Source organism: Streptomyces sp. NPDC059256 (assembly GCF_042753785.1).
Taxonomy (GTDB): Bacteria; Actinomycetota; Actinomycetes; order Streptomycetales; family Streptomycetaceae; genus Streptomyces.
Map to the genome: position 1 here is coordinate 355421 of NZ_JBHYZO010000005.1, position 25005 is coordinate 380425.

General features: G+C 70.0%; 21 protein-coding genes, 1 pseudogene and 1 riboswitch. Of the genes and pseudogenes, 6 read left to right on the top strand and 16 right to left on the bottom strand.

Going from position 1 to position 25005, the window contains the following annotated elements; genetic code table 11:
- The first annotated feature begins 155 nt into the window (after window positions 1-155).
- A complete protein-coding gene (locus tag ACFXJL_RS15480; RefSeq protein ID WP_384692589.1) occupies window positions 156-1337 on the top strand; it encodes a TerD family protein in 1182 nt (393 codons plus the stop codon).
- A gap of 67 nt (window positions 1338-1404) precedes the next feature.
- On the opposite strand, the gene ACFXJL_RS15485 is transcribed toward ACFXJL_RS15480, so the two are convergent.
- Both ACFXJL_RS15485 and ACFXJL_RS15490 read right to left on the bottom strand, forming a co-directional pair.
- On the bottom strand, window positions 1405-1632 hold the full coding sequence (locus tag ACFXJL_RS15485; protein ID WP_329016940.1) for a hypothetical protein: 228 nt from the start codon (window positions 1630-1632) through the stop codon (window positions 1405-1407).
- A gap of 347 nt (window positions 1633-1979) precedes the next feature.
- Entirely contained in the window at window positions 1980-2480 is a 501-nt protein-coding gene (locus ACFXJL_RS15490; RefSeq protein ID WP_358877626.1) for a MarR family winged helix-turn-helix transcriptional regulator, read from the bottom strand.
- A 156-nt stretch (window positions 2481-2636) separates the two neighbouring features.
- On the opposite strand from ACFXJL_RS15490, the gene ACFXJL_RS15495 reads away from it, so the two are divergent.
- Window positions 2637-3713 carry an alkene reductase gene (locus tag ACFXJL_RS15495; protein WP_358877625.1) on the top strand — a complete coding sequence of 359 codons (1077 nt, stop codon included), beginning with the start codon at window positions 2637-2639 and terminating at the stop codon, window positions 3711-3713.
- An 84-nt stretch (window positions 3714-3797) separates the two neighbouring features.
- Here ACFXJL_RS15495 and thpD read toward each other — a convergent pair whose 3' ends face one another.
- The 5 genes from thpD to ACFXJL_RS15520 form a co-directional block, all read right to left on the bottom strand.
- Window positions 3798-4694 carry an ectoine hydroxylase gene (gene thpD / locus ACFXJL_RS15500; RefSeq protein ID WP_384692593.1) on the bottom strand — a complete coding sequence of 299 codons (897 nt, stop codon included), beginning with the start codon at window positions 4692-4694 and terminating at the stop codon, window positions 3798-3800.
- A gap of 3 nt (window positions 4695-4697) precedes the next feature.
- Window positions 4698-5096 (bottom strand): ectoine synthase, encoded by a 399-nt coding sequence (locus ACFXJL_RS15505; RefSeq protein WP_329016928.1) that lies wholly within the window; start codon window positions 5094-5096, stop codon window positions 4698-4700.
- 83 nt (window positions 5097-5179) lie between these two features.
- A complete protein-coding gene (gene ectB / locus ACFXJL_RS15510) occupies window positions 5180-6448 on the bottom strand; it encodes a diaminobutyrate--2-oxoglutarate transaminase (RefSeq protein WP_384637710.1) in 1269 nt (422 codons plus the stop codon).
- 152 nt (window positions 6449-6600) lie between these two features.
- On the bottom strand, window positions 6601-7194 hold the full coding sequence (ectA, locus tag ACFXJL_RS15515) for a diaminobutyrate acetyltransferase (protein WP_384692596.1): 594 nt from the start codon (window positions 7192-7194) through the stop codon (window positions 6601-6603).
- Window positions 7195-7798: 604 nt separating this feature from the next.
- Entirely contained in the window at window positions 7799-8899 is a 1101-nt protein-coding gene (locus ACFXJL_RS15520; RefSeq protein ID WP_384692598.1) for a pyridoxal-phosphate-dependent aminotransferase family protein, read from the bottom strand.
- A 147-nt stretch (window positions 8900-9046) separates the two neighbouring features.
- On the opposite strand from ACFXJL_RS15520, the gene ACFXJL_RS15525 reads away from it, so the two are divergent.
- Window positions 9047-10138 (top strand): amidohydrolase family protein, encoded by a 1092-nt coding sequence (locus ACFXJL_RS15525; protein WP_384692601.1) that lies wholly within the window; start codon window positions 9047-9049, stop codon window positions 10136-10138.
- Window positions 10139-10506: 368 nt separating this feature from the next.
- Window positions 10507-11472, top strand: a complete 966-nt coding sequence (locus ACFXJL_RS15530; protein WP_358877619.1) for an SCO1860 family LAETG-anchored protein — start codon at window positions 10507-10509, stop codon at window positions 11470-11472.
- A 103-nt stretch (window positions 11473-11575) separates the two neighbouring features.
- On the opposite strand, the pseudogene cobC reads toward ACFXJL_RS15530, so the two are convergent.
- Together cobC and ACFXJL_RS15540 are read right to left on the bottom strand one after the other, a co-directional pair.
- A pseudogene (gene cobC / locus ACFXJL_RS15535) lies at window positions 11576-12676 on the bottom strand (Rv2231c family pyridoxal phosphate-dependent protein CobC); the annotation flags it as partial.
- Between the two features lie 706 nt (window positions 12677-13382).
- Window positions 13383-13985 carry a cobalamin biosynthesis protein gene (locus ACFXJL_RS15540; protein WP_384692604.1) on the bottom strand — a complete coding sequence of 201 codons (603 nt, stop codon included), beginning with the start codon at window positions 13983-13985 and terminating at the stop codon, window positions 13383-13385.
- A 158-nt stretch (window positions 13986-14143) separates the two neighbouring features.
- Here ACFXJL_RS15540 and ACFXJL_RS15545 point away from each other — a divergent pair, with 158 nt between their 5' ends.
- A complete protein-coding gene (locus tag ACFXJL_RS15545) occupies window positions 14144-14866 on the top strand; it encodes a ZIP family metal transporter (protein ID WP_358877618.1) in 723 nt (240 codons plus the stop codon).
- Between the two features lie 59 nt (window positions 14867-14925).
- Here ACFXJL_RS15545 and ACFXJL_RS15550 read toward each other — a convergent pair whose 3' ends face one another.
- The 7 genes from ACFXJL_RS15550 to ACFXJL_RS15580 form a co-directional block, all read right to left on the bottom strand.
- Complete coding sequence (locus ACFXJL_RS15550) at window positions 14926-16290, bottom strand: cobyrinate a,c-diamide synthase (RefSeq protein WP_358877617.1); 1365 nt, start codon at window positions 16288-16290, stop codon at window positions 14926-14928.
- Window positions 16284-16883, bottom strand: a complete 600-nt coding sequence (gene cobO, locus ACFXJL_RS15555) for a cob(I)yrinic acid a,c-diamide adenosyltransferase (protein WP_358877616.1) — start codon at window positions 16881-16883, stop codon at window positions 16284-16286. The genes ACFXJL_RS15550 and cobO overlap by 7 nt, the downstream gene beginning before the upstream one ends.
- Window positions 16884-18998: a putative cobaltochelatase gene (locus tag ACFXJL_RS15560; RefSeq protein WP_384692609.1), complete on the bottom strand. Its 2115-nt coding sequence runs from the start codon at window positions 18996-18998 to the stop codon at window positions 16884-16886.
- Window positions 18995-20782 (bottom strand): cobyric acid synthase, encoded by a 1788-nt coding sequence (locus ACFXJL_RS15565; RefSeq protein ID WP_384692612.1) that lies wholly within the window; start codon window positions 20780-20782, stop codon window positions 18995-18997. Before ACFXJL_RS15565 ends, ACFXJL_RS15560 begins: the two co-directional genes overlap by 4 nt.
- The gene (locus ACFXJL_RS15570) at window positions 20782-21756 is read right to left on the bottom strand and encodes a cobalamin biosynthesis protein (RefSeq protein ID WP_384692614.1); all 975 of its coding nucleotides are present in this window, start codon (window positions 21754-21756) and stop codon (window positions 20782-20784) included. The genes ACFXJL_RS15565 and ACFXJL_RS15570 overlap by 1 nt, the downstream gene beginning before the upstream one ends.
- A gap of 184 nt (window positions 21757-21940) precedes the next feature.
- Window positions 21941-22083, bottom strand: a riboswitch (cobalamin riboswitch).
- 159 nt (window positions 22084-22242) lie between these two features.
- Entirely contained in the window at window positions 22243-22467 is a 225-nt protein-coding gene (locus tag ACFXJL_RS15575; RefSeq protein ID WP_329016883.1) for a hypothetical protein, read from the bottom strand.
- A gap of 12 nt (window positions 22468-22479) precedes the next feature.
- Window positions 22480-23745, bottom strand: a complete 1266-nt coding sequence (locus ACFXJL_RS15580) for an inorganic phosphate transporter (RefSeq protein WP_358877612.1) — start codon at window positions 23743-23745, stop codon at window positions 22480-22482.
- Window positions 23746-24014: 269 nt separating this feature from the next.
- Here ACFXJL_RS15580 and ACFXJL_RS15585 point away from each other — a divergent pair, with 269 nt between their 5' ends.
- Window positions 24015-24677, top strand: coding sequence for a class II aldolase/adducin family protein (locus ACFXJL_RS15585; RefSeq protein ID WP_384692618.1), 663 nt, complete (start codon window positions 24015-24017; stop codon window positions 24675-24677).
- Window positions 24678-25005: the final 328 nt, after the last annotated feature.

A 25005-nucleotide genomic window follows, 5' to 3' on the forward strand; every position in this document is an offset into this window, starting at 1 on the left:
TCAGCCCGTTGCAGCTTTGCGTCCAACCCGCTCGGGCCCGGGAGCGCCCGCACCGGTCACCGGGTGCGGAAGCCGCTGGTGGCGGCCTTCACCCGCTCGGTCGTCGGCCGAAAAGGTAAGGGAACGGCAAAGCCGTCTCGCTCGTTACCCCAGACATGACAGCTATGACCCCCGGCTCGAACATCCCCCTGCCCGCCGCTCGAATCGCGGTGGACGTCGCCGCTCCGGTGCGGCTCGACGTATCGGGCCTGCTGCTCACCGCCGACGGCAAGGTGCGCTCCGACGACGACTTCATCTTCTACAACCAGCCCGTGGGCCCCGGGGTGACCTATCGCTCCGGCGGGGGCTCGGCTCCTGACGCCATCGTGGTGGACACCTCCGCGGTGCCGCCCGGCATCGAGAAGATCGTCGTCACGGCCAGCCCTGATGCGGCCGGACAGACGTTCCAGGGCGTCGAGCCGACCGCCACCGTGCGCAACGCCGACGACGGCAGCGCCCTCGCCACCTTCACTCCGCCGCAGCTCGGCGGTGAGACCGCGCTCGTGGTCGTCGAGGTCTATCTGCGCAACGGCGCCTGGAAGGTGCGCGCGGTCGGCCAGGGGTACGCCAATGGACTCGCGGGCATCGCCAAGGACTTCGGGGTCTCCGTCGAGGAGGAGCCGCCGGCCGCTCCGGTGGCCGCCGCGCCCGCCCCCGTTGCCCCGGCCCCCGTTGCTCCCGCGGCGCCCCCCGCCGCGCCCGTGGCAGCACCAGGTTCAGGCAAGATCAATCTCGACAAGGGGCGCGTCAACCTTCAGAAGAACCAGACGGTTTCCCTGGTCAAGGGCGGCCGTCCGCTGCTCTCCCAGGTCAAGATGGGCCTGGGCTGGGAGCCCGCCTACCGGTCCAAGGACATCGACCTCGATGCCTCCGTGATCGCCTACGGCCCCACGCGCAACCATCTGGACAGCTGCTACTTCGGCAAGCTCACGATCCTCCAAGGCTCCATCAGGCACTCGGGCGACAATCTGACCGGTGAGGGGGCAGGGGACGACGAAGTGATCACCGTTGACCTCGGTCGGCTCCCGGCTGACGTCACCGGCCTGGTCTTCACGGTGAACTCGTTCTCGGGACAGAAGTTCACCGAGGTCGCCAAGGCGTACTGCCGGCTGATGGACGCGGCCACCGGCGAGGAGCTGGTGCGGTTCGATCTGACGAGCGCGGAGCCTCAGACCGGGGTGATGATGGCGAAGCTGATCAAGCAGTTCTCCGGCGAGTGGGAAATGACCGCCATGGGCGACTTCGTGAAGTCGCGGACCGTTCGGGGCATGGTGAAACCGGCCGCACAGGCACTGTGACCGGGCCGCCGGGCCCGCCGCGGATCGCACGGCGGGTTCCGGTAGCGCGTTTCGGAGGAAGCGACCCTCAGAGTTTCGCGAGCTTGGTGTAGGGACTGGGGATTCTCCCCTTGCGACCGGCGAAGTCGACATGGACAGCGGCATTGCCGCTCTCCACCGCGATGACTCGGCCCAGACCGTATTGATCGTGCGAGACCCGGTCCCCCACCGCATACTCCTCGATGGGAGGACCCGCTTGTGCGCGGTTGAAGGGACTCGTCGGCAGATGGCGCCGGGATTCGGCTGACTTGTTCATTGCCGTGAGTATGACTCCTCCCAGGGCTTGAGGACATGTCCAATGCGGAACCGTGGTCAGATTGCAATGCCGCATCGCCGGTGTCGAGGCCGCAATAGAGCCATCTACGCGCATAGATCTCTTGTCTTGCGTAAGCGCGGATTCCGCCCCCTGGCAGCCCGGTGCAACGCCCCGACCGACCGTTCGAAAAGGCGCGAACCAAGGCGCGGGTCAAGGCGCGAGTCCCGGCCATCCGGATCGACGTTCCATCCGCGAGGTCGCCGTGCGCCGGGCTTCGCTCCGGCTCTGAAGGTGGCCCGCACTCCGCTCGGTGAGGCGCGTCCGAAGTGCTCACGGCCGAGAAGGGGCTACCTGTCGTCGCGGCAGTCCATGGTCTGGGTGCAGAGGTTGGACTCCACCTTCCCGAGCAGCCGCACCAGCTCCCCGCGCTCATCTTCGTCCAGCCCGGCCAGGGTGCGCCCCTCCAGCTCGGTCATCGCCTCCTGTACCGCCGCGTTGAGCTCACAACTCTCGGTGGTCGCCTCCACCAGTGCGGCCCTGCGGTCCGCCGGGTCCGGTCGACGGCGGACGTGTCCGGCCTGTTCGAGCCGTTGCAGCATCTTGGTGACGGTCGACGGATCGAGCTCCAGCGTCTTGATCAGGTCGGCCTGGCGCAGCGGCCCGGCGTTCCACAGCTGGATCATCAAGGACTCCTGCCCCGGGTAGAGCTCCAGCCCCTTGAGCAGCTTGGCCGCTGCCATGCGGTGCAGTCGGGCGGTCCGGGACAGGGAACGGCTCACCGGCCCGCCCAGTGCACAGGCGGACAGCGGCTCGGAACAGACGGGGTCGGCGACTGCCTCGGGTTTCATCGGGACTCCTCGCTGGTGGGCTGCCGTGTGAACAGTGTCCCCGAACGTCGGGCAGCGCCTCCAGGGAAAACTTTACCTTGGCCGGCCAAGTAAATGCGCTACAGTGACTCCCGGCGGAATACTTGGCCGACCACATATATCCTTTCTGGAGTCCTGATGACCACCGCGTTCGACCCGATCGACCTTTCGGGCAAGAAGCTGGCGAACCGCATCGCCATGGCCCCCATGACCCGCAGTCGTGCCTTCGGCCCCGGCCTGACGCCGACCGACTCGGTCGTCGAGTACTACGCGCAACGAGCCGGCGCCGGCCTGATCATCACCGAGGGCATCCAGCCCTCGATCACCGGACAGGGCTACCCCGACACCCCGGGACTGCACAGCGATGAGCAGGTCGCCGCCTGGCGCAGGGTCACGGACGCGGTGCACGCCAAGGGTGGGAAGATCTTCGCCCAGCTGATGCACTCCGGACGCATCGGCCACCCCTCGCTCTTCCCCGACGGCCGCTCCAGCGTCGCCCCCTCCGCGGTCGCCGCCGCCGGACAGCTCTTCACCCACGAGGGGCCCAAGGACTTCCTGCCGCCCCGTGCGCTCGACACCGCCGAGATCCCGGAGGTCGTCGAGGAGTTCACCCACAGTGCGCGCAACGCGGTCGAGGCGGGATTCGACGGTGTCGAACTGCACGGTGCCAACGGCTACTTGATCCAGCAGTTCCTGGCGTCGAACACCAACCAGCGCACCGACGAGTGGGGCGGTTCGGTGGAGAACCGCATTCGCTTCGCCACCGAGGTCACCCGGTCCGTGGTCGCCGCGATCGGGGCCAACCGCACCGGGATCCGACTGTCGCCGCGCAACGAGTACAACGACATCGCCGAGACCGACGCCCACGAGGTCTACCCGGCCCTGATCCGCGAGCTTGACCCGCTGGGCCTGGCCTACGTGCACATCTCCGAGAACCATGAGAAGGCCCGCGAGATCACGCTGGAACTGCGTCGTCAGTACAGCGGCACGGTGGTGCTCAACCCGGCCACGGAGGGGCCGACCGACCACGCCTCGCTGCCCCTCATCACGGAGGGCGTCGCCGACATCATCTCCTTCGGGTCGCTCTTCCTCGCCAACCCCGACCTGCCGGTCCGGTTGCAGAGCGAGGGCCCGTACAACGCCCCCGTCCCGACCGCCTTCTTCGGCGGTGGCGACGAGGGCTTCATCGACTATCCGGTGCTGAGCACCGTCTGATGGACAGCAGGCGGGGCCGGTCCGGACGCCACCCGGACCGGCCCCGCCGCGACGCTCATCCCGCCCGGAGCACGGCCGTCGCGTTCATCGGACGGGCGTGAAGTCCCGGGCGCCGATGAAGTCCGGACGCGGCACGGGAGCCGCGAACGGCTCGACCGCCGCGTTCTCCACGCTGTTGAAGACGATGAACACATTGCTGCGGGCGTAGGGCGTGATGTTGTCGCCCGAGCCGTGCATGCAGTTGCAGTCGAACCAGGTCGCCGAGCCGGCCCGCCCGGTGAACAGCCGGATGCCGTGCTCCTGTGCGTACCGGGTCAGCGCCTCGTTCGAAGGGGTGCCGGCGTCCTGCATCTGAAGCGACTTCTTGTAGTTGTCGCTCGGGGTCTCACCCGCGCACCCCAGGAAGGTCCGGTGCGAACCGGGCATGATCATCAGACCACCGTTGGTGTCCCGGTTCTCGGTCAGAGCGATGGACACCGACACGGTCCGCATGTTCGGCAGCCCGTCCTCGGCGTGCCAGGTCTCGAAGTCCGAGTGCCAGTAGAAGCCGGACGCGCCGAACCCGGGCTTCACATTGATGCGCGACTGGTGGACGTAGACGTCCGAGCCGAGGATCTGGCGGGCCCTGCCCACCACGCGCTCATCGCGGACCAGGGCGGCGAAGATCGCACTGAGCTTGTGCACTTCGAAGACCGACCGCACGTCCTGCGACTTGGGCTCGATGATCGAGCGCTCGTCGGCGCGGACGGTCGGGTCGGCGATCAGCCGTTCCATCTCGGAGCGGTAGATCGCGACCTCGTCGTCGGAGATCATGTCCTCGACGGTGAGGAATCCGTCGCGTTCGTAGCCCCGCAGATCGCCCGGGACGACGGGCCCGGGGGCGCCCGGCGCGGACCAGACCACCGGGTCCTGGCGCGGGGTCATCACCTCCCCCACGCCTCGGGTCGGGTAGAGATCGGTGCGTACGGGTGCGGTCGTCATGATTCAGCCCTCCTCGGTGAGCAGTGGATAGACGCCGTTCTCGTCGTGGTCCTCGCGCCCGGTCACGGGCGGGTTGAAGACACAGACGCAGCGGAAGTCGGTCTTGGGACGCAGGGTGTGGCGCTCGTGGCCGTCGAGCAGATACATCGTGCCGGGCTCGATCCAGTGGGTCTCGCCGGTCTCGTCATCGGTGAGCTCGGCCTCGCCCTCCACACAGAGCACCGCCTCGATGTGGTTCGCGTACCACATGGAGGTTTCGGTGCCCGCGTACAGGACGGTCTCGTGGAGCGAGAAGCCCACCTTCTCCTTGGCGAGCACGATGCGCTTGCTCTCCCAGGTCCCGGAGGCTGATCTCACATGGCGCTCGGTGTTCTCGATGTCCTTGAACGAGCGGACGATCACAGTGCTTCGCTGCCTTTCCTCGATGGTGGGGCGGACGCCTCCCCCTGCGTCGACGGGGGAGGGCCGCCCTCGGGGTGGGGTGTTCAGCCGGTCTCGCGGACGCTGCGGGCGAGGATGCGCAGGCCCTGGTCCAACTCCTCGGGGGAGATGGTCAGCGCGGGCAGCAGCTTGACCACCTCGCTCTGGGGACCGGAGGTCTCCAGCAGCATCCCCAACTCGAAGGCGCGGGCGCAGATCGCCGAAGCGCGTGAGGTGTCCTCGAACTCCAGGCCCCACACCAGTCCGCGGCCCCGGAAGGAGATCCCGGCGTCGGCGTTCTCGGCCGCGATGCCCAGCAGCGCCTGCTCCACCTGTTCCCCGCGGGCGAGGGTCTGCTTCTCCATCTGCCCGTCCGCCCAGTAGGTGTCGAGCGCTGCCGCCGCGGTGACGAAGGCGGGGTTGTTGCCGCGGAACGTGCCGTTGTGCTCGCCGGGCTCCCAGATGTCCAGCTCCGGCTTGAAGAGGCAGAGCGACATGGGCAGTCCGTAGCCGCTGATGGACTTGGACAGGGTGACGATGTCCGGCGTGATGCCCGCCTCCTCGAAGGAGAAGAAGCCACCGGTACGGCCGCAGCCCATCTGGATGTCGTCGACGATCAACAGCATGTCCTGGCGTTCGCACAGTGCCTGGAGCGCGCGCAGCCACTCACCCCGGGCGACGTTGATGCCGCCCTCGCCCTGGACGGTCTCCACGATCACCGCGGCGGGCTTGTTGAGCCCCGAGCCCTGGTCCTCCAGGAGTCGTTCGAACCAGATGAAGTCCGGGATCTGACCGTCGAAGTAGTTGTCGAACGGCATCGGAGTGCCGTGGACGAGGGGGATTCCGGCACCGGCCCGCTTGAAGGCGTTGCCGGTCACGGCGAGCGAGCCCAGAGACATGCCGTGGAAGGCGTTGGTGAAGGAGACGACCGATTCACGGCCCTTCACCTTGCGGGCCAGCTTCAGCGCCGCCTCCACGGCGTTGGTGCCGGTCGGGCCGGGGAACATCACCTTGTACGGCAGGTCGCGCGGGCGCAGGACGATGTTCTGGAACGACTCCAGGAACGCCCGTTTCGCGGTGGTGGCCATGTCCAGGCCGTGGGTGATGCCGTCGCGCTCGATGTAGTCGATGAGGGCGCGCTTGAGCACCGGGTTGTTGTGGCCGTAGTTGAGCGAGCCTGCGCCGGCGAAGAAGTCGAGGTAGGTGTGGCCGTCCTCGTCGTGCAACTGGCTGCCCTGGGCCCGGTCGAACACGGCGGGCCAGCCGCGGCAGTAGCTGCGCACCTCCGATTCGAGGGTTTCGAAGACGCTCAGGGCGGGCGGGGTGATGGTCACAGTGGTCTCCAGGGGGTCCTGTTGGTCGAGTTCGCGAGTTGGCCGAGTGGGTGCGGGCGTCCCGCCGGGGAGCCGGCGAGCTGCCGGTGCGGGACGCGCACCTGCGGGGACGGGGTGCGAAGGTCGTGGGGGAGCGGAGGGCCGGACCGCGGTCAGTGGCCGAGCGGGCCGATCCGGTAGAGGACTTCCGGCTGGTGTGCCCCTGTGGGCTGCCCCGGCGCCTGCCCCGCTTGACCCGCTGGGGACGGGGGCTGCGGCTCGTCGGGGAACAACGTGTCGTCGAAGAGGACTTCGCGTTCCACCCGGGCGCCGTGGCGCTGGGCGTAGGCGGTGAAGAGCCGGTCGGACGCGGTGTTGTCGGGGGTGATCGTGGTCTCGACCTCGCTGATCCCCCGGTCGCCCGTGACCTTGGCGGTCAGCGCGTCGAGCAGGACTCCGGCGAGCCCTCGGCCGCGGAATTCGTCGTCCACGGCGATCTGCCAGACGACGAGGGTCGTCGGACGATCGGGTCGGGCGTACCCGGTGACGAAGGCGATCGGCTCTCCGTCGGGAGCTCGCGCCACGAGTGAGGTGGCGGAGAAGTCACGGCACCACAGCAGATAGCTGTACGAGGAGTTGAGGTCGAGCACCTCGGAGTCGCGGGCAATGCGCCAGAGCGCGGCTCCATCCTCCACTCGCGGGGGCTCAACGGTTATGAATTCGCTCGACGGGGTGGCTCGTACAAGGTCTTCCTGTGCGGCGGTCATGCCCCAGTAATTTACCGAGCAAATTCTAAAAATGCATGGAGGAGAGGGGTTGGGTGAGATCGGGTTCTGTGTTATCGCGTGGGCGCGAGAACCGATCATGTGCGGTGGAGCTATCACCCATTTTGTGGGGTGCGAAAGGGATTTTAGGGGCGCCCTGTGGGGTCGGTCACATCTCGATATCGGCCTTGTGAATATTGATGAAACTCATGCGTTTAGGGTGAAGCTATGGGGGCAGACGAGATAGGGAAACCCGCCATCCATAAACTCTGTTGTGAATCGGTTCCATAATGTCGGGTGGCTTTATTGAATGTGCCGATCGCATTCTTGATGTGTCCCTGTCGCTTGTGACTGCCCCGTTTTCCGTTTTCGGGTTTCCGGACGACAAGTCAAGCGGATGCGTGGCGCACGGACGGCCGCCCCGGGCCGGTCGGTGCTGCGGTGCCGGCCGGCGTCACGACGAGGTGCTCACGTCCCTCCCCGACGCACCCGGGGCACTGTGACGACCGTGCCTCCCACAGCGGCGGAGCAGCACATCGGCCCCCGATGCGGCGCTGACGCCGACCGGGGGCCGATGGTGTGTTCGGGCCCGCTGCCTACCGTGCGGTCAGGCCCACACCTCGCTCACCGCGCGTCCCGCAGCCTCCAGATCCACCACCGCACCGGACTGGGCGAGCGCCGACCCCAGCGCGGTGAGCGAGGAACGCACCGCACCCCGAGTGGCGTCCACGCCGTAGTGGTTGACGCGGACCATCTCCTTGGCCAACGCCCCGCCACCCGCGATCAACGGCAGCGAAGGATCGGCGGCCAGGGCCCGCGCCACCAGCTCGGACGCGTCCACGCCCGCCGGTACACGCAGGGTCGTCGCCACCGGAGCGGCGTCCCGTGCCTCGTACACGTACGGCTCCAGACCGCCACCGAGCGCCGTGGCACCCGCGCGGGTCGCAGTGGCGGCCGACGCATGGCGGGCCATCACCGCCTCCAGGCCCTCCGACTCGATGCGCTCCACACAGGCTTCCAGGGCGAGCATCTCCAACTGCGCCGGAGCGTGCAGCAGTGCCCGCCGCCCGCCGTCGATCCAACGCTCCTTCCAGTCCAGCAGCGACAGATAGGAACGCCGCGGCGCTGCCGGGTTGGCCGCGAACCGCTCCCAGGCCCGTGCGCTCACCGACACCGCTGACACACCGGCCGGTCCCCCCATGGCCTTCTGCGCACCGATCACGCACAGGTCGACTCCCCAGGCGTCGGGCAGCAGTGGTTCCGCGGCCACCGAAGCCACCGCGTCCAACATGAAGAGGGCGCCGTGACGCCGTACGACCTCGCCGATCTCCGCAACCGGATTGGTGTTGCCCGTCGCCGCCTCCGCGTGCACCAGTGAGACGAAGTCGATCTCCGGATGGGCGGCCAGGGCCCGCTCCACCTGCTCCGCGGTGACCGCGGTGTGGAAGGGGACCTCCAGGTCGACGACCGTGGCACCGCAGTCCCGCAGCCAGTTGCCGAACGTCTGCCCGTACGGTCCCGTCACCACGTTCAGCGCGGTCGAGCCGGCTCGCGCGCCACTGCGGATGCATCCCTCAAGCGGCAGCAGGGCCTCACCCTGGGTGATCACCACATCGTGCTCGGTGTCGAGCAGTGCGGCGACGCGACGCTCGATGCTCGCGAAGTGCGCGGCGGTCAGCGGGGGCAGGTCCAGGAGCGGATGTGTCACGGTGGTGCCTCTTCGGGTCCGCGCAGCTAGGTCGCGCATCGGGTTCGTCTTCTGCTCCAGCCGCTGTGGTCATGCGTGTGATCAGCGGCTTTCAGCATCACAGACGAGAGTACCCACCCCCCTGAGCCGGGCTCGTACAGTGCTGGCATGAGCGATCACACGGTGCTGCATGTGAAGGGGCGGGTGCTGGTCGGCCCCGAGGACGTACGGGATGAACTGTGGGTCGTCGGGGGGCGCATCACCCATCAGCGCCCCCTCGCAGCCCACGATGTTCGGACCGTTTCCGGTTGGGTGCTGCCCGGGCTGGTCGACGCCCACTGCCATGTCGGGCTCGATCGGCACGGCCCGGTGGACGACGCCACCAGCGAGAAGCAGGCCATCGCGGACCGCGACGCCGGCGCCCTCCTGATCCGGGACGCCGGTTCACCCTCCGACACCCGCTGGATAGACGGGCGCGAGGACCTTCCGAAGATCATCAGAGCGGGCCGGCACATCGCACGCACCCGCCGCTACATCCGGAACTACGCCCATGAGATCGAGCCGGACGATCTGGTCGCTTACGTGGCGCGGGAGGCCCAGCGGGGCGACGGCTGGGTCAAGCTCGTCGGCGACTGGATCGACCGGGACGCGGGGGACCTCACCGCCTGTTGGCCGCGCGCCGAGGTGGAGGCCGCGATCGCGGAGGCGCATCGGCTGGGGGCGCGCGTCACCGCCCACTGCTTCGCCGAGGATTCGCTGCGCGACCTGGTGGAAGCGGGCATCGACTGCATCGAGCATGCCACCGGACTCACCGAGGAGACGATTCCGCTCTTCGCGGAGCGCGGGGTCGCGATCGTCCCGACCCTCGTCAACATCGCCACCTTTCCGGCACTCGCGGACGGCGGGGAGTCCAAGTTCCCCCGCTGGTCGGCCCATATGCGCAGACTCCACGAGCGTCGCTACGACACGGTCCGCGCCGCCTATGACGCGGGGGTGCCGATCTTCGTCGGCACCGATGCGGGAGGGTCGCTCGCCCATGGACTGGTCGCGGCCGAGGTCGCCGAGTTGGTGAAGGCGGGGATTCCACCGCTGGAGGCGTTGTCGGCCACTGCCTGGGGGGCCAGACAGTGGCTCGGGCGGCCCGCGTTGGACGAGGGCGCCCCGGCGGACCTGGTGGTGTACGCGTCCGATCCACGGGAGGACGTCAGGGTGCTGGCGGCGCCGCAGCGGGTGATCCTCAACGGTCAGGTGATCGGCTGAGGTCTTTCCCTGCCGTCGGATCGACGCCGGCATCCCGTGCGGGCGTCGGACCGACGCCGGCATCCCGTGCGGCAGCCCCTTGACCGAGCGTGTCTCCGGTTGGTCGCCGCTCGTTAGACATTTTTCGGCCGGTGTCCGGTTGTGCCCCGGCGCACGACCGGAGCACCCGGGACACGCCCACTTCTCAGGAACATGCGTACGTCACTAATCGAATATGGGCGCGGAAACCCCCCTTTGGGGTGAACTAACCCCAGGTGTCTGTCCATTCACTCTGAGTGCGTAAAGATTCCGGTGTCCCCGTCGCCACGGCCCGCATGTCCCTGCGGGCCGTGCGGCGATGCCGTAACTCTCGTGGGGGTTCCACCACCGTGAACAGCAATGCCTTCCGCACGTCCGCACGCCGCTGCGCCGCCGTCACCGCCTCCGTCGCCATGGTCGCGGCACCGGTGGCGCTCGCCGGCCCCGCACACGCCACCGGCGGCGGTAGCGAGGGAAGGGCGAGCGCTGTCGTGCTCCGCGCCGGGCTCGACGTCTCGCTGCACAACAAGACCGTGCAGGTCCCCCTCAACACCACGCTCAACGAGGTCAAGGCGCCGGCGAGCGCCGACAAGACGGCACTTTCCGTCCGGCTCGACGGAGTGGACCAGGGCAGGCCGTTCTCCGTGCTGCGCGCGGACGTCGCCACCTCGCGGGGGACCGTCGGCAAGAAGCAGGCCGAGGGGTACGCCCGTCTCGTGGGCGCCCGCGTGCACGTGCCCGGGCTTCCGCTGCTCTCCCTGATCGAGGTCGAGCAGGTCACCTCGCGGGCCACCTGCCGGGTCGGCGCCCGCCCCACCGCCACCTCGAACGTGCTCGGTCACGTCAAGGTGCTCGGCAAGAAGGTCACGCTCAGCGCGGGCGGGCAGACGGCGGTGGCCGTGCCGGGCGTCGGCACGGTCACGCTCGATCTGTCCAGGACCCACACCACCTCCCGTACCGCCGCGGCCACCGCCCTCGCCCTCAAGGTTGCGGTGAACCCCCTCAACCTGAACGTCGCCGAGGTCAACGGAACCGTGACGCTGGTGGAGGCGAAGTGTGAGGCGCCGAAGGCCCCGCACCGGCAGCAGGAGACCGCGACACCGCAGGAGCCGGGTGAGCAGGAGCCCACATCCCCGCAGGAGCCGGCGCCCACCGAGGGGACCAAGGCGCTCTCCGGTGGGGAGCCGACCGAGAACCTCGCCGAAACGGGCGGCAGTTCGACCACGATGTACCTGGCCGCCGGCTCGGTGGCGCTGCTCGGCCTCGGTGGGGGTGCGCTGCTGATGGTCCGCAAGCGGGCCCGGGCCCGCGGCTGACGGTGCTGATGCCCCGGTAGGGGCAAGGCGAAGGGGGTGGGGTCCGCAGCGGGCGGGCCCCACCCCCTTTCGTTGGGCCGGCGCTGTCAGCGGTACGGGAACGTCAGTCGCCCACCATCGTCAGTGCCTGGTCAAGCGCTTGGAGGAAGCGGTTCGTCGTCACCCGGTCCCGTACCGCGATCCGCAACCAGTTGGGATCGAGACCGGGGAAGGTGTCACCGCGGCGCACCGCGAACCCGAGGGAGCGCAGCCGTTCGCGCACCTCGGCACCCCGTCGGACCCGGGCGAGGACGAACGACGCCTCCGCCTCGTCCACCACCCGCACCTCGTCGAACTCCGCCAGACCGGCCAGGAGATGGGCCCGCTCCAGGGCGATCAGTCCCGCCGCGTGCTCTGCCTCCTTCAGCGCCGCCGGGCTCATGCACACCTCGGCGGCGACCAGGGCGGGCGTCGACACCGGCCACAGCGGCTGGACGCGCTCCAACTCGGCGATCACCTCCGGTGGCGCCAGTACATAGCCGACGCGCAGACCTGCGAGCCCCCAGGTCTTGGTGAGGCTGCGCAGCACCACAAGCCCGGGTACGTCCGTACGATCCGCCAGGGTCTCGCGTTCGTCCGGCACCGCGTCCATGAACGCCTCGTCCACCACCAGCACTCGTCCCGGCCGGGCGATCGCGACGAGATCCGCGGCGGGGTGGAGCACCGAGGTGGGATTGGTCGGATTCCCGACCATCACCAGGTCGGCGGCTTCGGGCACGGCCCCGGGATCGAGCCTAAAGCCGTTCTCCTCGCGGAGCTCCAACCGGTGCACCGTGTGGCCTGCGTCGCGCAGGGCGGCTTCCGGCTCGGTGAACTGAGGATGGACGACCAGGGGATGCCGCACCCGCAGAGCCCTGGCGAGCAGCACGAACGCCTCCGCCGCACCGGAGGTCAGCAACACCCGCTCCACCGGCAGTCCATGGCGTGCCGCGACCGCGGCGCGCGCCGAGCGACCGTCCGGATAGCTGGCGAGCGTCACGAGGGAGGCGGCGATGCGTTCCCGCAGCCACTCCGGAGGGGTGTCGGTGCGCACGTTGACCGCGAGATCGATCATGTGCGGAGCGTTGTCCCGTACTTCGGCGTCGCCGTGGTGGCGCAGGTCGTGGGGGTCAGTGTGCGTGTACATGGCTGCTGTCTGGACTTTCGTGGGTGCGGGGGATGGGGAGCGGGGACGTCACACGTCCTCCTTGGGGTGAGGGACGTACGGCAGGAGGGAGCGCATGGCAGGGGCGACCGCGCCATGAACGGGTGCGGCATGCCCGGGGCTCCGGGGGTGCGGTGGTGGGGAGGGCCACCGCACCCCCGGGGGCGGGCCGGCTGCGCACCAATGAGGCTGGTGCGCGCGGGCCGGGGCGGGCGACGTCGGTCGCCGGAGTGCGGGATGCGGGGGAGGGCGGTGAGGTGTCGACACAGCGGAACCGGTTGCACCGTCGGGCCCGGGTGGTGTCGTCCGGTGACGGCATCACCCGGCGGTCGTCGGTGGCGTGGTCGGGCACACCACGGGGGCCGCAGACGGTTCGCCGGTGTCTGGTGCACGGCGCCGTCGCGGTCTGGGGGAGGCCATCGTCTGCCGTGCGGGGTCGCCGCTCGATCCACGATGAGCGGGTGGCTGTGTTGCCGACCGTCACGATCGTCATCCTGTCCACCATTGCGGCATCCACTCCGTGCAGTGTGCCGACATGGCCTGTTCTTTTCGGTCTCTTGGGGTGATGGATGGACAGGGAGACCTCCCCGGGCAGGGTGATCCCGGCCGGGTCCGCCTCGGTGCGCGGGGGCTCGGCGTCGGAACGGCGCGTGGGTGTCCCGGCCTTCGACGAGGGTCCGCCCATGTGCTGAACAACTCAAGAAGAAGGCGCTGAACAGCAATATTGTTACCCAGGAGGAATCGGCGACGCCGCTGCTCCCCGCCCTGGGGCCAACGCATGGTCGGCGCTCCTCTGCCGGGAGCCGTCCGGGCGGCCATCCGGCTCACCGCATGGCTCCACGGAAGTCATGGCCGCCACCGAGCCGAGGCCGGATTTGCACCCTTGGGCGTGTGCACCTCCATCGGCGATCTCGGTGGTCGACACTCTGCGTACCACCGCACAGGTCGCCCTGGCGGCCCTTCCTTCCGGGCGGGACACCGTCTTGGGCACCAGCAGCACACCTCCACCGGCCAGCGCAGCCGCCTCCGCAACCGATGCGGTGCCGACGGCCCCCAGCACGGCCGTGGACGGATGCGGCACGGGGACGAGGGCCAGCCGATCCGCGGGATGCTGCACCAGCGGTACTCCCAGCCACCGGGCCAGGGCGAGGACGCCCGGCTCATCGGCCTTGGCCGCGACGGTGGCCACCTCCACGACGTCCTCCGGCGTCAGACCCGCCGTCCGTAGCGTCGTCGCGACAAGTCCAATCACTTCGGCCTCGGGCACACCGCGTGACGCACCCACCCCCACGACCACCGCCCGCGCATCCGGGCCCGCGCGTCCGGTCATGGACGCCACCGCACCCGACAGGGCCGAGCGGTCCAGGAGATCTCATGGGCGTCGGCAATCTGGGCCATGAGCGGACTCCCTCCGCGGCAAACGGGTGATTGCGGCGGGTCCCGCAGCAGAAACCCCACAGCGCCCGATCGATCCGCTAGCAAAGGCCCATGGCGGTGTTCGTTGCGCTCGGCGCGTTTGTGATGACGCTGTTCGGCGGTTGGACGGCGCAACGCGTCACCGACCGGCGCCACTTGGTGCTGGGCCTGGCCGGTGGACTGATGCTCGGTGTGGTGGGGCTCGATCTGCTGCCCGAAGCGCTGGACGCCGCGGGCGAGGAAGTCTTCGGGGTGCCCCAGGCACTGCTGCTGTTCGTCGGGGGCTTCCTCGTGGCGCACATGGTGGAACGGCTGCTGGCCGCCCGGCAGATCGCCCACGGCGCAGCGGAGGAACGCGTTCCACAGGTGGGGCTCACGGCGGCCGGCGCCATGGTCAGCCACAGCCTGATGGACGGCATCGCGATCGGCGCCGCCTTCCAGGTGGGCGACGCCATGGGGATCACCGTGGCACTGGCCGTCATCACCCATGACTTCGCGGACGGCTTCAACACGTACACGATCGCCAGTCTGTACGGGAACACCCGGGCCAAGGCCATGGTGATGCTCTTCGCCGACGCGCTGGCCCCGGTCGTCGGAGCGGCCTCCACCCTGCTGTTCACCCTGCCCGTGGAACTCCTCGGCAGCTATCTCGGCTTCTTCGGCGGTGCCCTGCTCTACCTCGCCGCCGCCGAGATCCTGCCGGAGGCCCACCACACCCACACGGCCGGTCCGACGCTCCTGTGCACAACGGCCGGGGTGGGCTTCATCTGGCTGGTGACCGGAATCGCCGAGTGAGCCCCTCGAACCGCCGCTCGCCCTCCTCGAAGCCGAGGGCCCGGGCCATCGGCGGCCCGTCATCTCGTGCACCGGGCGACGAATCGCGCGGCCACCCCCGGCTCGGCCGTCCAGTGGGTGTGCAGATAGCTCGCGTGGACCCCGCCCTGGACGAACCCCTCCATCCGCGGCCGGGGCAGTCGCATCCCCCACGCGGGGCTCGGGCCCGCCGACGGTTCGATCACGGTCCGATGGAACTCGTGCCCCCGCAGCCGCGTCCCCACCACCGCCAGACAACTGTCGGTCACCGCGACCGCCTCCCGGTACCCGAGGGTCAGCCGCTCACCCATCCGCGCATCCGCGTCGAGCACCCCGCACATCGGCCGTCCGTCGAGCGACCGCGCCAGGTACAGCAACCCGGCGCACTCCGCGGCGACCGGCCCACCGGAGCCGGCGAAGTCCGCCACGTCCTTGCGCAGCGTCTCGTTGGCGGACAACTCGGCACCGAACACCTCGGGGAAGCCACCCCCGATGACCACGCCCGCTGTCCCCTCCGGCAACCGGTCGTCCCGCAGCGGATCGAAGGGGACGACCTGCGCCCCGGCCGCCGTCAGCAGTTCGACGTGCTCGGCGTACGAGAAGGTGAAGGCCGGGCCACCGGCGACCGCGACCACCGGCGATGGCCCGACGGCCGCCGGATCGAGCACGGTCGCCGGATCGAGCGCGGGCGGTGCCCAGGGCGCGACCCCCAGCGGCGGCGCACTGCGCGCAAGCGCCAACAACCCCTCCATATCGCACCCCTGGCGCACCAGCTCGGCCATGGCGGCAACCGCCGTCAGGGCCTCCGTCCGCCGCTCGGCGACCGGCACCAACCCCAGGTGCCGGGACGGGGTCGCCACCGCCTCACCCCGCCGCAGCACCCCCAGCACGGGCACGCCCGACTCCTCCAGAGCGTCCCGCAGCAGGGCCTCGTGCCGGTCGGTGCCCACCTTGTTGAGGATGATCCCCCCGATCCGCACCTCAGGATCGAAGGAGACGAAGCCGTGCACCAGGGCCGCCACCGAACGCGACTGCGACGAGGCGTCGACCACCAGCACCACCGGCGCCCGCAGCAGTTTCGCCAACTGGGCCGTGGACGCCAGTTCCCCCGCCCCCGACGCCCCGTCGTACAGCCCCATCACCCCCTCGACCACCGCCAGATCGCACCCGGCCGAGCCATGGGCGAACAACGGCGCCATCAACTCCGTACCGCAGAGATAGGCGTCGAGGTTGCGGCCGGGACGGCCGGTGGCCAGGGCGTGATAGCCGGGGTCGATGTAGTCGGGGCCCACCTTGTGCGGGGAGACGGCCAGACCCGTGGCGGCGAACGCCGCCATCAGGCCCGTCGCCACGGTGGTCTTGCCGCTGTTCGACGCTGGGGCGGCGATGACGAGACGTGCTACCACTCGATGCCCCGCTGACCCTTCTGACCTGCGTCCATCGGGTGCTTCACCTTGGTCATCTCGGTCACCAGATCGGCGAACTCCAGCAGTTCGGCCGGTGCGTTGCGGCCGGTGATCACCACATGCTGGTTACCTGGCCGATCCCGCAGCACCGAGATCACCTCGGCGGTGTCCACCCACCCCCAGTGCAGGGGGTAGGCGAACTCGTCAAGGACGTACAACCGGTACGTTTCCGCGGCCAGATCCCGTTTGACCTGCTCCCAGCCCTCCCTGGCCGCCTCCTCGTTGGTGGCCTGCGCATCGCGCTGCACCCAGGACCAGCCCTCGCCCATCTTGTGCCAGTCCACCCGACCGCCCTCGCCGGATGCGCCCAGCACCTTCAGGGCGTTCTCCTCGCCGACCTTCCACTTCGCGGACTTGACGAACTGGAACACCCCGATCGGCCACCCCTGGTTCCAGGCCCGCAGAGCCAGCCCGAACGCGGCCGTCGACTTGCCCTTGCCGGTGCCCGTGTGGACGAAGACCAACGGCCGGTTGCGGCGCTGGCGGGTGGTGAGTCCGTCGTCCGGAACGACGGACGGCTGTCCTTGCGGCATCTATGCGGCCCTCCCCATCGAGATCGATCCCCCCGTGCGCCGGGCGGTCTGCTCACCCGGCTGCCGGGCGTCCTTCACCAGGCCGGCGATGGCGTCCGCGCGCAGTTCGTCCAGCGTCACCGCCGTACCCGCCAGATCGGTCGCCAGCGCAACGGCGAGCCCCAGCCGGACCGGCCCCGACTCACAGTCCACGACGATCGCAGCCGTGCCCTCACTGGCGTGCAGCCGTGCGGCGCGGGTCGCCAGGCCCACCGGGTCGGGCCCCTTGCCGGTCGCCCGCCCGTCCGTCACCACGACCAACAGGGGCCGACGCGAGGGATCCCGCATCCGCTCCACCCGCAGCACGTCATGGGCCTTGAAGAGCCCGGCGGCCAGCGGAGTGCGCCCGCCCGTCGGCAGCAGGGCGAGCCGGGCGGCTGCCGTGTCCACCGATGACGTCGGCGGCAGTGCCACCTCGGCGTCCTGGCCGCGGAAGGTGATCAGCCCCACCTTGTCCCGGCGCTGATAGGCGTCGAGCAGCAGCGAGAGCACCGCGCCCTTGACCGCGCCCATGCGCTGTCTGGCCGCCATCGAACCGGACGCGTCCACCACGAACAGCACGAGATTGCTCTCGCGCCCTTCACGCGACGCCTGCCGCAGATCGTCCCGGCGGATCACCAGCCCGGGGCCGCTGCGCCCCCTGGCCCGCTGATGGGGGGCGGCAGCCTGCACGGTCGCTGCCAGATGCAGCCGGGTCAGGGCGCCACGAGGCCGGCGTGAGCCCGTGGTCCGGCCGTGCTCGGCCCGCGCTCGTGAGCGCCGGCCGGCCGCCCCCTCGCCGATGCCCGGCACGCTCAGCGCCTTCGTACGGAAGGGTTCCGTGGCCTGGACGGCACGCTGCTCACCGGCTCCACTCGTACCGGGGGAGTCCTGCCGGGGGGAGGCGTCCTCAGCGGCTGGGGTGTCCGGAGTGTCCGGGGAGTCCTGTGGTGCGGGCGCATCGGGCGCTTGGGGAGCGTCGGGTGAGTCAGGGGAGGGCGATCCACCGCCCGGCCCACCGCCGGGGTCGGTGTCCGTGTCCGGGTCCGGGTCTGAGTCGGGGTCCGGATCGGGATCGGTGTCGGACCCGCCGAACTCCTCCAGCGTCTCGTCCAGCTTGTCCTCGTCGAGCCCCGGCGCATCGAAGGGGTTGCGCCGACGGCGGTGGGGGAGTGCCAACAGGGCGGCCTGTCGTACGTCCTCGGCGAGCACGTCCGTACGTCCCGCCCAGGCGGCCAGTGCCGTTGCGGTGCGCGCCATCACGATGTCGGCGCGCATCCCGTCCACCTCGAACGCCGCGCAGGTGGCCGCGATCTGCCGCAGGGCGTCATCACCGAGCGACACCGTCGGCAGCAGCACCCGCGCCGCAACGATCTTCGCCCGTAGGGCGTCCTCCTCGGCGGTCCACCGCAGGGCGAACGCGACGGGGTCGTCGTCGTACGCCAGTCGCCTTCGCACCACCTCGACCCGCTGGTCGGGCTCGCGGGACGCGGCCACCTCCACCGTCAGACCGAACCGGTCCAGGAGTTGCGGCCGTAGCTCGCCCTCCTCCGGATTCATCGTTCCCACCAGCAGGAACCGCGCCGCGTGCCGTACGGACACGCCCTCCCGCTCCACGTAGGACGCCCCCATGGCTGCGGCGTCCAACAGCACGTCCACCAGGTGGTCGTGGAGCAGATTCACTTCGTCGACGTACAGGATTCCGCGGTGCGCGGCAGCGAGCAGCCCCGGCTCGAACGCCTTGACACCGTCCGCCAGCGCCCGCTCGATGTCCAGGGCGCCGACCAACCGGTCCTCGGACGCACCCACCGGCAACTCCACCATGCGCGCGGGGCGGGCGGCGGGGACACCGGGCTCGTGCGGCCCGTCAGGGCACGCCGGATCGGGTGCGCCCGGATCACAGGAGAACCGGCAGCCGGGAACGATCGACACCTCCGGTATCAGAGCTGCCAGCGCCCGGACCGCTGTGCTCTTGGCCGTGCCCTTCTCACCGCGGACGAGCACACCGCCCACCTGCGGTGATACGGCGTTCAGCAGCAGGGCGAGCCGAAGGTCGTCCTGCCCGACAATGGCGGTGAACGGGTACGGCGTGCTCATCCGGCCTCCTGTGAGATGTGCGAATGGGTGTGCGGGAGCGGAGATGGCCCCGGCAACTGTTGCGTCGACGCGGGTTCGGTGACGGTTTCCGTTCGGGCTTCCGTCCGGCTCTCGGTCCGGGTGTCCGTCCGGGTGTCCGTCTGGTCCTTCGGCCTGATGTCCGTTGCGGTTCCCGTGCCGGCCTCGGTCTTCGGGTCGCTCCCAGCTCCTTCGGTGGCGGCCGGGCCCTTCGGACGGCCGCCCGTTGTGGAGACTCCGGGCAGTGGCGGTGCTCCCGGCGGCAGGAAGGGAAGCCCCGCGGGCGGACCCCCTTCGATGAGCCGCAGCAGCGCATCGGTGTCCGCGTGCTCCTCGATGAGATCGCCGAGCCGGTCCAACTGCTCCTCGCGCAGGGCCGCGAACGATGTGTCGGGGGCCGGCACGAACCGACGGCCCGCGGCCCGGGCGACCTCGCGCAGGAACTGTCGGCGAAAGCCGTCGCTCTCCAAGGAACCGTGCCAGTGGGTGCCCCACACCTGCCCGAGGCGGCATCCCGCCAAGAAGGGCTCCCCACCGAGGACTTCGGCCACCCCGTGATGGATCTCGTACCCCTCCACCCGCTCCCCGAGCGCACTTCCGACCGGTCGGGCGAGCGTCTTCTCCACGGCGAAGCGGACCCGGACCGGGAGCAGTCCCAGCCCGGTGACCGACCCGGCCTTGGACTCCACCTCGTCGTGGATGTGCTCGCCGAGGAGTTGGAAGCCCCCGCAGATGCCCAGCACGGGTCGGCCCGCCGCCGCTCGCCTGGCCAACTCCCCGGCCAGACCGCGTTCCTGGAGCCAGCGCAGGGCCCGTACCGTGCCCCGGGTGCCCGGGACGATCACCAGATCGGCGTCCGCCAACTCCTCGGGCCGGTCCACGAAGCGCACGAGGACCCCCGGCTCCGCCGCCAGCGCGTCCACGTCCGTGAAGTTGGACATCAACGGCAGCGCACACACCGCGACCCGCAGCACGTCCTCGCCGACCGGGGGCGCCGTGACCGACTCGCGTACGGCACCGCGCAGGGACACCCGCAGACCGTCCTCCTCGTCGATCCCGAGCCCGTGGGCGTACGGGAGGACCCCGAACGTCCGCCGTCCGGTGAGGTCGTGGAGCATGTCGAGGCCCGGCTCCAGCAGGGAGACGTCGCCGCGGAACTTGTTGATGAGGTAGCCCGCCACCAAGCGTTGGTCCTCGGCCGCGAGCAGTGCCGTCGTCCCGAAGAAGGAGGCGAACACCCCACCGCGGTCGATGTCGCCCACGACCAGCACCGGCAGCCCGGCCGCCCGGGCGACACCCATGTTGACGATGTCGGTCCGCCGTAGGTTGATCTCGGCGGGGCTTCCCGCCCCCTCGCAGATCACGGCGTCATGGGTGGCCCGCAACTCCTCCAGGCACTCCACGACGGTGGCCAGCAAGGTCTGCTGTCGGCCGCCGTGGTAGCCGCGGGCGCTCATCTCACCGACCGGTCTGCCCATCAGCACGACCTGGCTGGACCGGTCGCTGCCGGGTTTGAGGAGCACCGGGTTCATCAGTGCGCTGGGCTCGACGCGGGCGGCCTGCGCCTGCATCGCCTGGGCCCGGCCGATCTCCGCGCCCTGTCGGGTGACGAAGGAGTTCAGGGACATGTTCTGGCCCTTGAACGGAGCGACCTTCACCCCCTGCCGCACCAGCCAGCGGCAGATGCCCGCCGTGACCACGCTCTTGCCCGCGTCCGACGTGGTGCCGGCGATCAGCAGGCCACCGCCGCGCCCTCGGCTCGTCATCAGGTCCCCCGGCCCTCTCGTCGTCCTCGCTGCGGTCTCGCTGCCCGTGCGAACAGCGAGCGGGCCATCACGCCCACACCGAGCGCCAACACCCCGACCCGTCGTGACAGCCGTACCGCCCGCTCGATGTCGGCCAACTCCACCTGCCGGCCCGCGGAGTGCAGGACCGGTCGGTGCTCGATCCGTCCGGCGTAGGAGAGCGTCCCGCCGAGTCGTACTCCCAGCGCACCGGCGAACGCGGCTTCCACGGGTCCCGCGTTGGGGCTGGGATGCCGATGGGCGTCGGCCCGCCAGGCCGCGAGTGCCCGGGGGGCGCTCTCGCCCGCGACGGCGGCGAGAGCGGCCGTCAGCCTCGCTCCGGGCCAGCCGGCGACATCGTCGAGCCGGGCCGAGGCCCAGCCGAACCGTCGGTGCCGGGGCGACCGGTGCCCCACCATCGCGTCCAGGGTGTTCACCGCACGGAAGGCGACCAGTCCGGGCACGCCCGCGACCGCGCCCCACACCAGGGCCCCCACGACCGCGTCCGACGTGTTCTCGGCGACGGACTCGACGACCGCCCGGGCGATCTGCTGCTCGTCCAGGTACTGGGGGTCGCGTCCGCACAGGTGTGGCAGCCGGGCCCGGGCCCGCTCGATGTCACCGGCCGCGAGCGCGGCACCGACGGCACGGGCCTCCCGGCCCAGTGACGTCCCTCCGACCACGGTCCAGGTGGCGGTCGCGGTCAGCGCGGTGCGGAGCACCGGACTGCGGCGGGTGGCACGGGACGCCAGGGCGGCGGTCGCGGTGGCCCCGCCGACGCAGAGCGTCGTGTACAGGGCTCCCCAGCCGCGGTGGTCACGCCACAGGGCCTTCTCGACGGTGCCGGCGGCCCGCCCGAAGAGGGCGACGGGATGCCCTCGGCGCGGGTCGCCGAGCAGTAGATCAGCCAGGAGCCCGGCAGCCGCCCCGTACGCGAAGACACGATCGGTACGCATGGGTTTCAGACCGGCGTTCCGCCTCGGAGGGCCCTTGGTGCCGGCCCGTGGGATATCCGTGTTCCCTGCCGGGCCGGCGTCGCCGGGGGTGCACCGCACAGCAAGTGGATGCCGTCGATCAAGGCAGGGGCTGGACCGTAGCCGGGCATGGCGATATGTCCTCACTCAGGGTGTCCGCGCCCTGGTTCGACGTGATCGACGGCGAGAGTTCCTGGCTCACGGGGAGGAACTCCCCGGTCACAGTGGCGGGACCGCGCCGGATTCGCACCGGCTTCCTCTGCTGCTGTCGTAGTTGGCCCCGGCAGTCCACCACGCCCCGAGAACAGCCGTCAACCTGCCGTTGACCTGCGACGGTGCAGTGTGCCGAGCCCCACATCGCCCCTGCTTCCCGAGGATCCCTCAGGGCACGCAGAAGCCGGACCGCAGATCCCGAGAGATCGACGGCCCGGCTGTGAAACGACTGCTGCTGTGCGGTGAGGTGCGGCCTCAGGTGACGATCAGATATATGCCGTAGCTGATGGCCGCGGTGCAGAGGGCGAAGCAGGTGTAGGCGCCTATCCGGGGAAGGGCAACCGAGCCGGTGCCGGAGGCGGTCGCAGCCCCCTGCTTGCTCAGACCGATGATGCCCAGGGTGAACAGGCCCACCAGCGCAATGGTGGCGACGAGACTCACGCCGAAGACGGAGCCGAGGGCTACCCAGTCGATTTTCATGGTCTTCAGTCCTTACACCGCGGCCGGGCTGGCGGGGCCGGCTTCGGGGGTCGCGGCATTGCGGGCCGGGATGGTCGTCTTGAGGTCGTCCAGGGAGTTGTTCATCGTCGTGCCGGCAGGCGGCGGGGTGACGGCCGCGATGGCCGTGGTGACCACGCCCGCGGGCTCGCCTTCCTCGGACGTGTCGTTGACGTTGGTGTGGTCGACGACCTGGCGGCGGGAGATGAACCAGATGGCGGCGGACGAGGCGACCAGGAAGGTGGCGACCACCGCCACGCCCCAGTCACCCTGCTTGGTCACGTACTCGGAACCGGCGGCCACCAGACCGGCGGCCGGCAGGGTCAGACCCCAGGCCACGAACATCCGGGTGGCGGTCGACCAGCGGACCACCCCGCCCTTGCGGCCCAGACCGGCACCCATCACCGCGCCGGAGCACGAGTGGGTGGTGGAGAGGGAGAAGCCGAGGTTCGACGAGGCGAGGATGACGCTGGCCGCACTGGTCTGGGCGGCGAAGCCCTGCTGCGGCTGGAGGTCGGTCAGGCCCTTGCCCATGGTGCGGATGATGCGCCACCCACCGAGGTAGGTGCCGAGGGCGATGGCGATGCCCGCGGATGCGATGACCCACATGGGGGGGTTGGAGCCGGGGACGAGCACTCCACCGGCGACGAGCGCGAGGGTGATGACACCCATGGTCTTCTGGGCGTCATTGGTGCCGTGGGCCAGGGACACGAGGCCGGCCGAGGCTATCTGGCCGGCGCGGTAGCCCTTGGCGGTGGACTTCGGGTCGGTGTTCCGGCCGAGGCGGTACGTCAGCCGGGACGCGAGGTAGGCGGCGATACCGGCGACCAGCGGGGCTGCGATCGCAGGGATGAGCACCTTGGTGACCACGGTGCCGCCGTTGACTCCGCTGATACCGACCGACGCGATGGTCGCACCGATCAGACCGCCCATGAGGGCGTGCGAGGAGCTGGACGGCAGACCGATCAGCCAGGTCAACAGATTCCAGAGGATGGCGCCGACGAGCGCCGCGAAGATCACTTCGGGGGTGATGCCTGACTCGTTGACGATGCCGCTGGAGATCGTCTTGGCGACCTCCACCGAAAGAAACGCGCCGACGAGGTTGAGCACCGCGGACATGGCGACCGCGGCCTTGGGCTTCATCGCGCCGGTCGAGATGGTCGTCGCCATCGCATTGGCCGTGTCGTGGAAACCGTTCGTGAAATCGAACACGAGAGCCGTCACGATCACAATCGCGAGCAGCAGCGTGATGTGTTCCATTTACCCAGGCAATCTATCGACGTCAGTGACATCGCGAACGTAGATAACCTGGGTGAACGGAAGGTGAACTGAGGCGAGATTCGTGATGTCCCCAAGTGAGGTTCGCGATTCCGCTTGTGCCCTGAGTGATCTCTTCGGGCCGTCTGCGTGGTCATGCTCCCGGGCCCACCACGGCGTCGGTGTCCGCAAGATGGCATTTACGCCCTTTGGGGTGATCTGCATCACGGGACGGTCTGTTGCCTTCCGGCCATGCCTGACAGGATCGATCCATGGCCGAACACATGTCCAAAGAGTCCATCGAACAGGCGTGGCGGGACGTCGTGACCACCGCCCGGAGAACGGCTGCCGAGGGCTTGGTGGTGGGTACGTCCGGCAATGTGTCGGCGCGGGTCGGCGACCTCGTCGTGGTGACCCCCAGCGGAGTGCCCTACGAACGTCTGTCGACGAGGGAGCCTGTGGTCGTCGACCTGGCGGGCCGACAGGTCGCCGGCGACCTCAAGCCGACCAGTGAACTCCCCCTCCACCTGGAGGTTTACCGAACATCCAAGGCCGGGGCCGTCGTCCATACGCATGCCGTCCACGCCACCGCAGTCTCCACGCTCGTCGATGAACTGCCGGCCGTCCACTACATGACCGCCGAGCTCGGCGGACCCGTCCGGGTGGCCCCGTACGCCCTCTACGGCACGCCGGAACTGGCCCGGAACATGGGCCGGGCCCTGGATGGCCGCAGCGCCTGTCTGCTGCGCAACCACGGCACGATCGCGCATGCGGATTCGCTGGACCGCGCCTACGACCGCACCGCCCAACTGGAGTGGATGTGCCAGGTCTGGCTCGCGGCCTCGTCGGTGCCCGGCCTGCGGCCCTCCCTGCTCTCCTCCGCCGAACTCGACGAGGTGGCCACCCAGCTGCGGGGGTACGGCCAACGCTCCTGACATCGCGTTCCGCTTAGGCTCCGGGGGCCCTGTTGACCGGGCCTTCGGCGGCGCTTTGCGGACGAGGGCCGGGTGTAGCGCCCACGGAGTCGCCCAGGAGGGCGGACCCGGCCATTCCGCACCGGGGTCGCGACCTGTTCGGACGTATCGGTCCACCATGGAGCGGCATCCTCCGCACCACCGGCCCACGGTCCGTTCGGGGCGGCCTCCCCGCGGACGGGAACGAGCCAGGAACGCCGCCACGACCACACCGTGCCGGGCCCCGGGGCCGTCAGGATGACCTCGGGGCCCACTGGCTGGATTTCGACGATGCATCTCGCGGGGACTG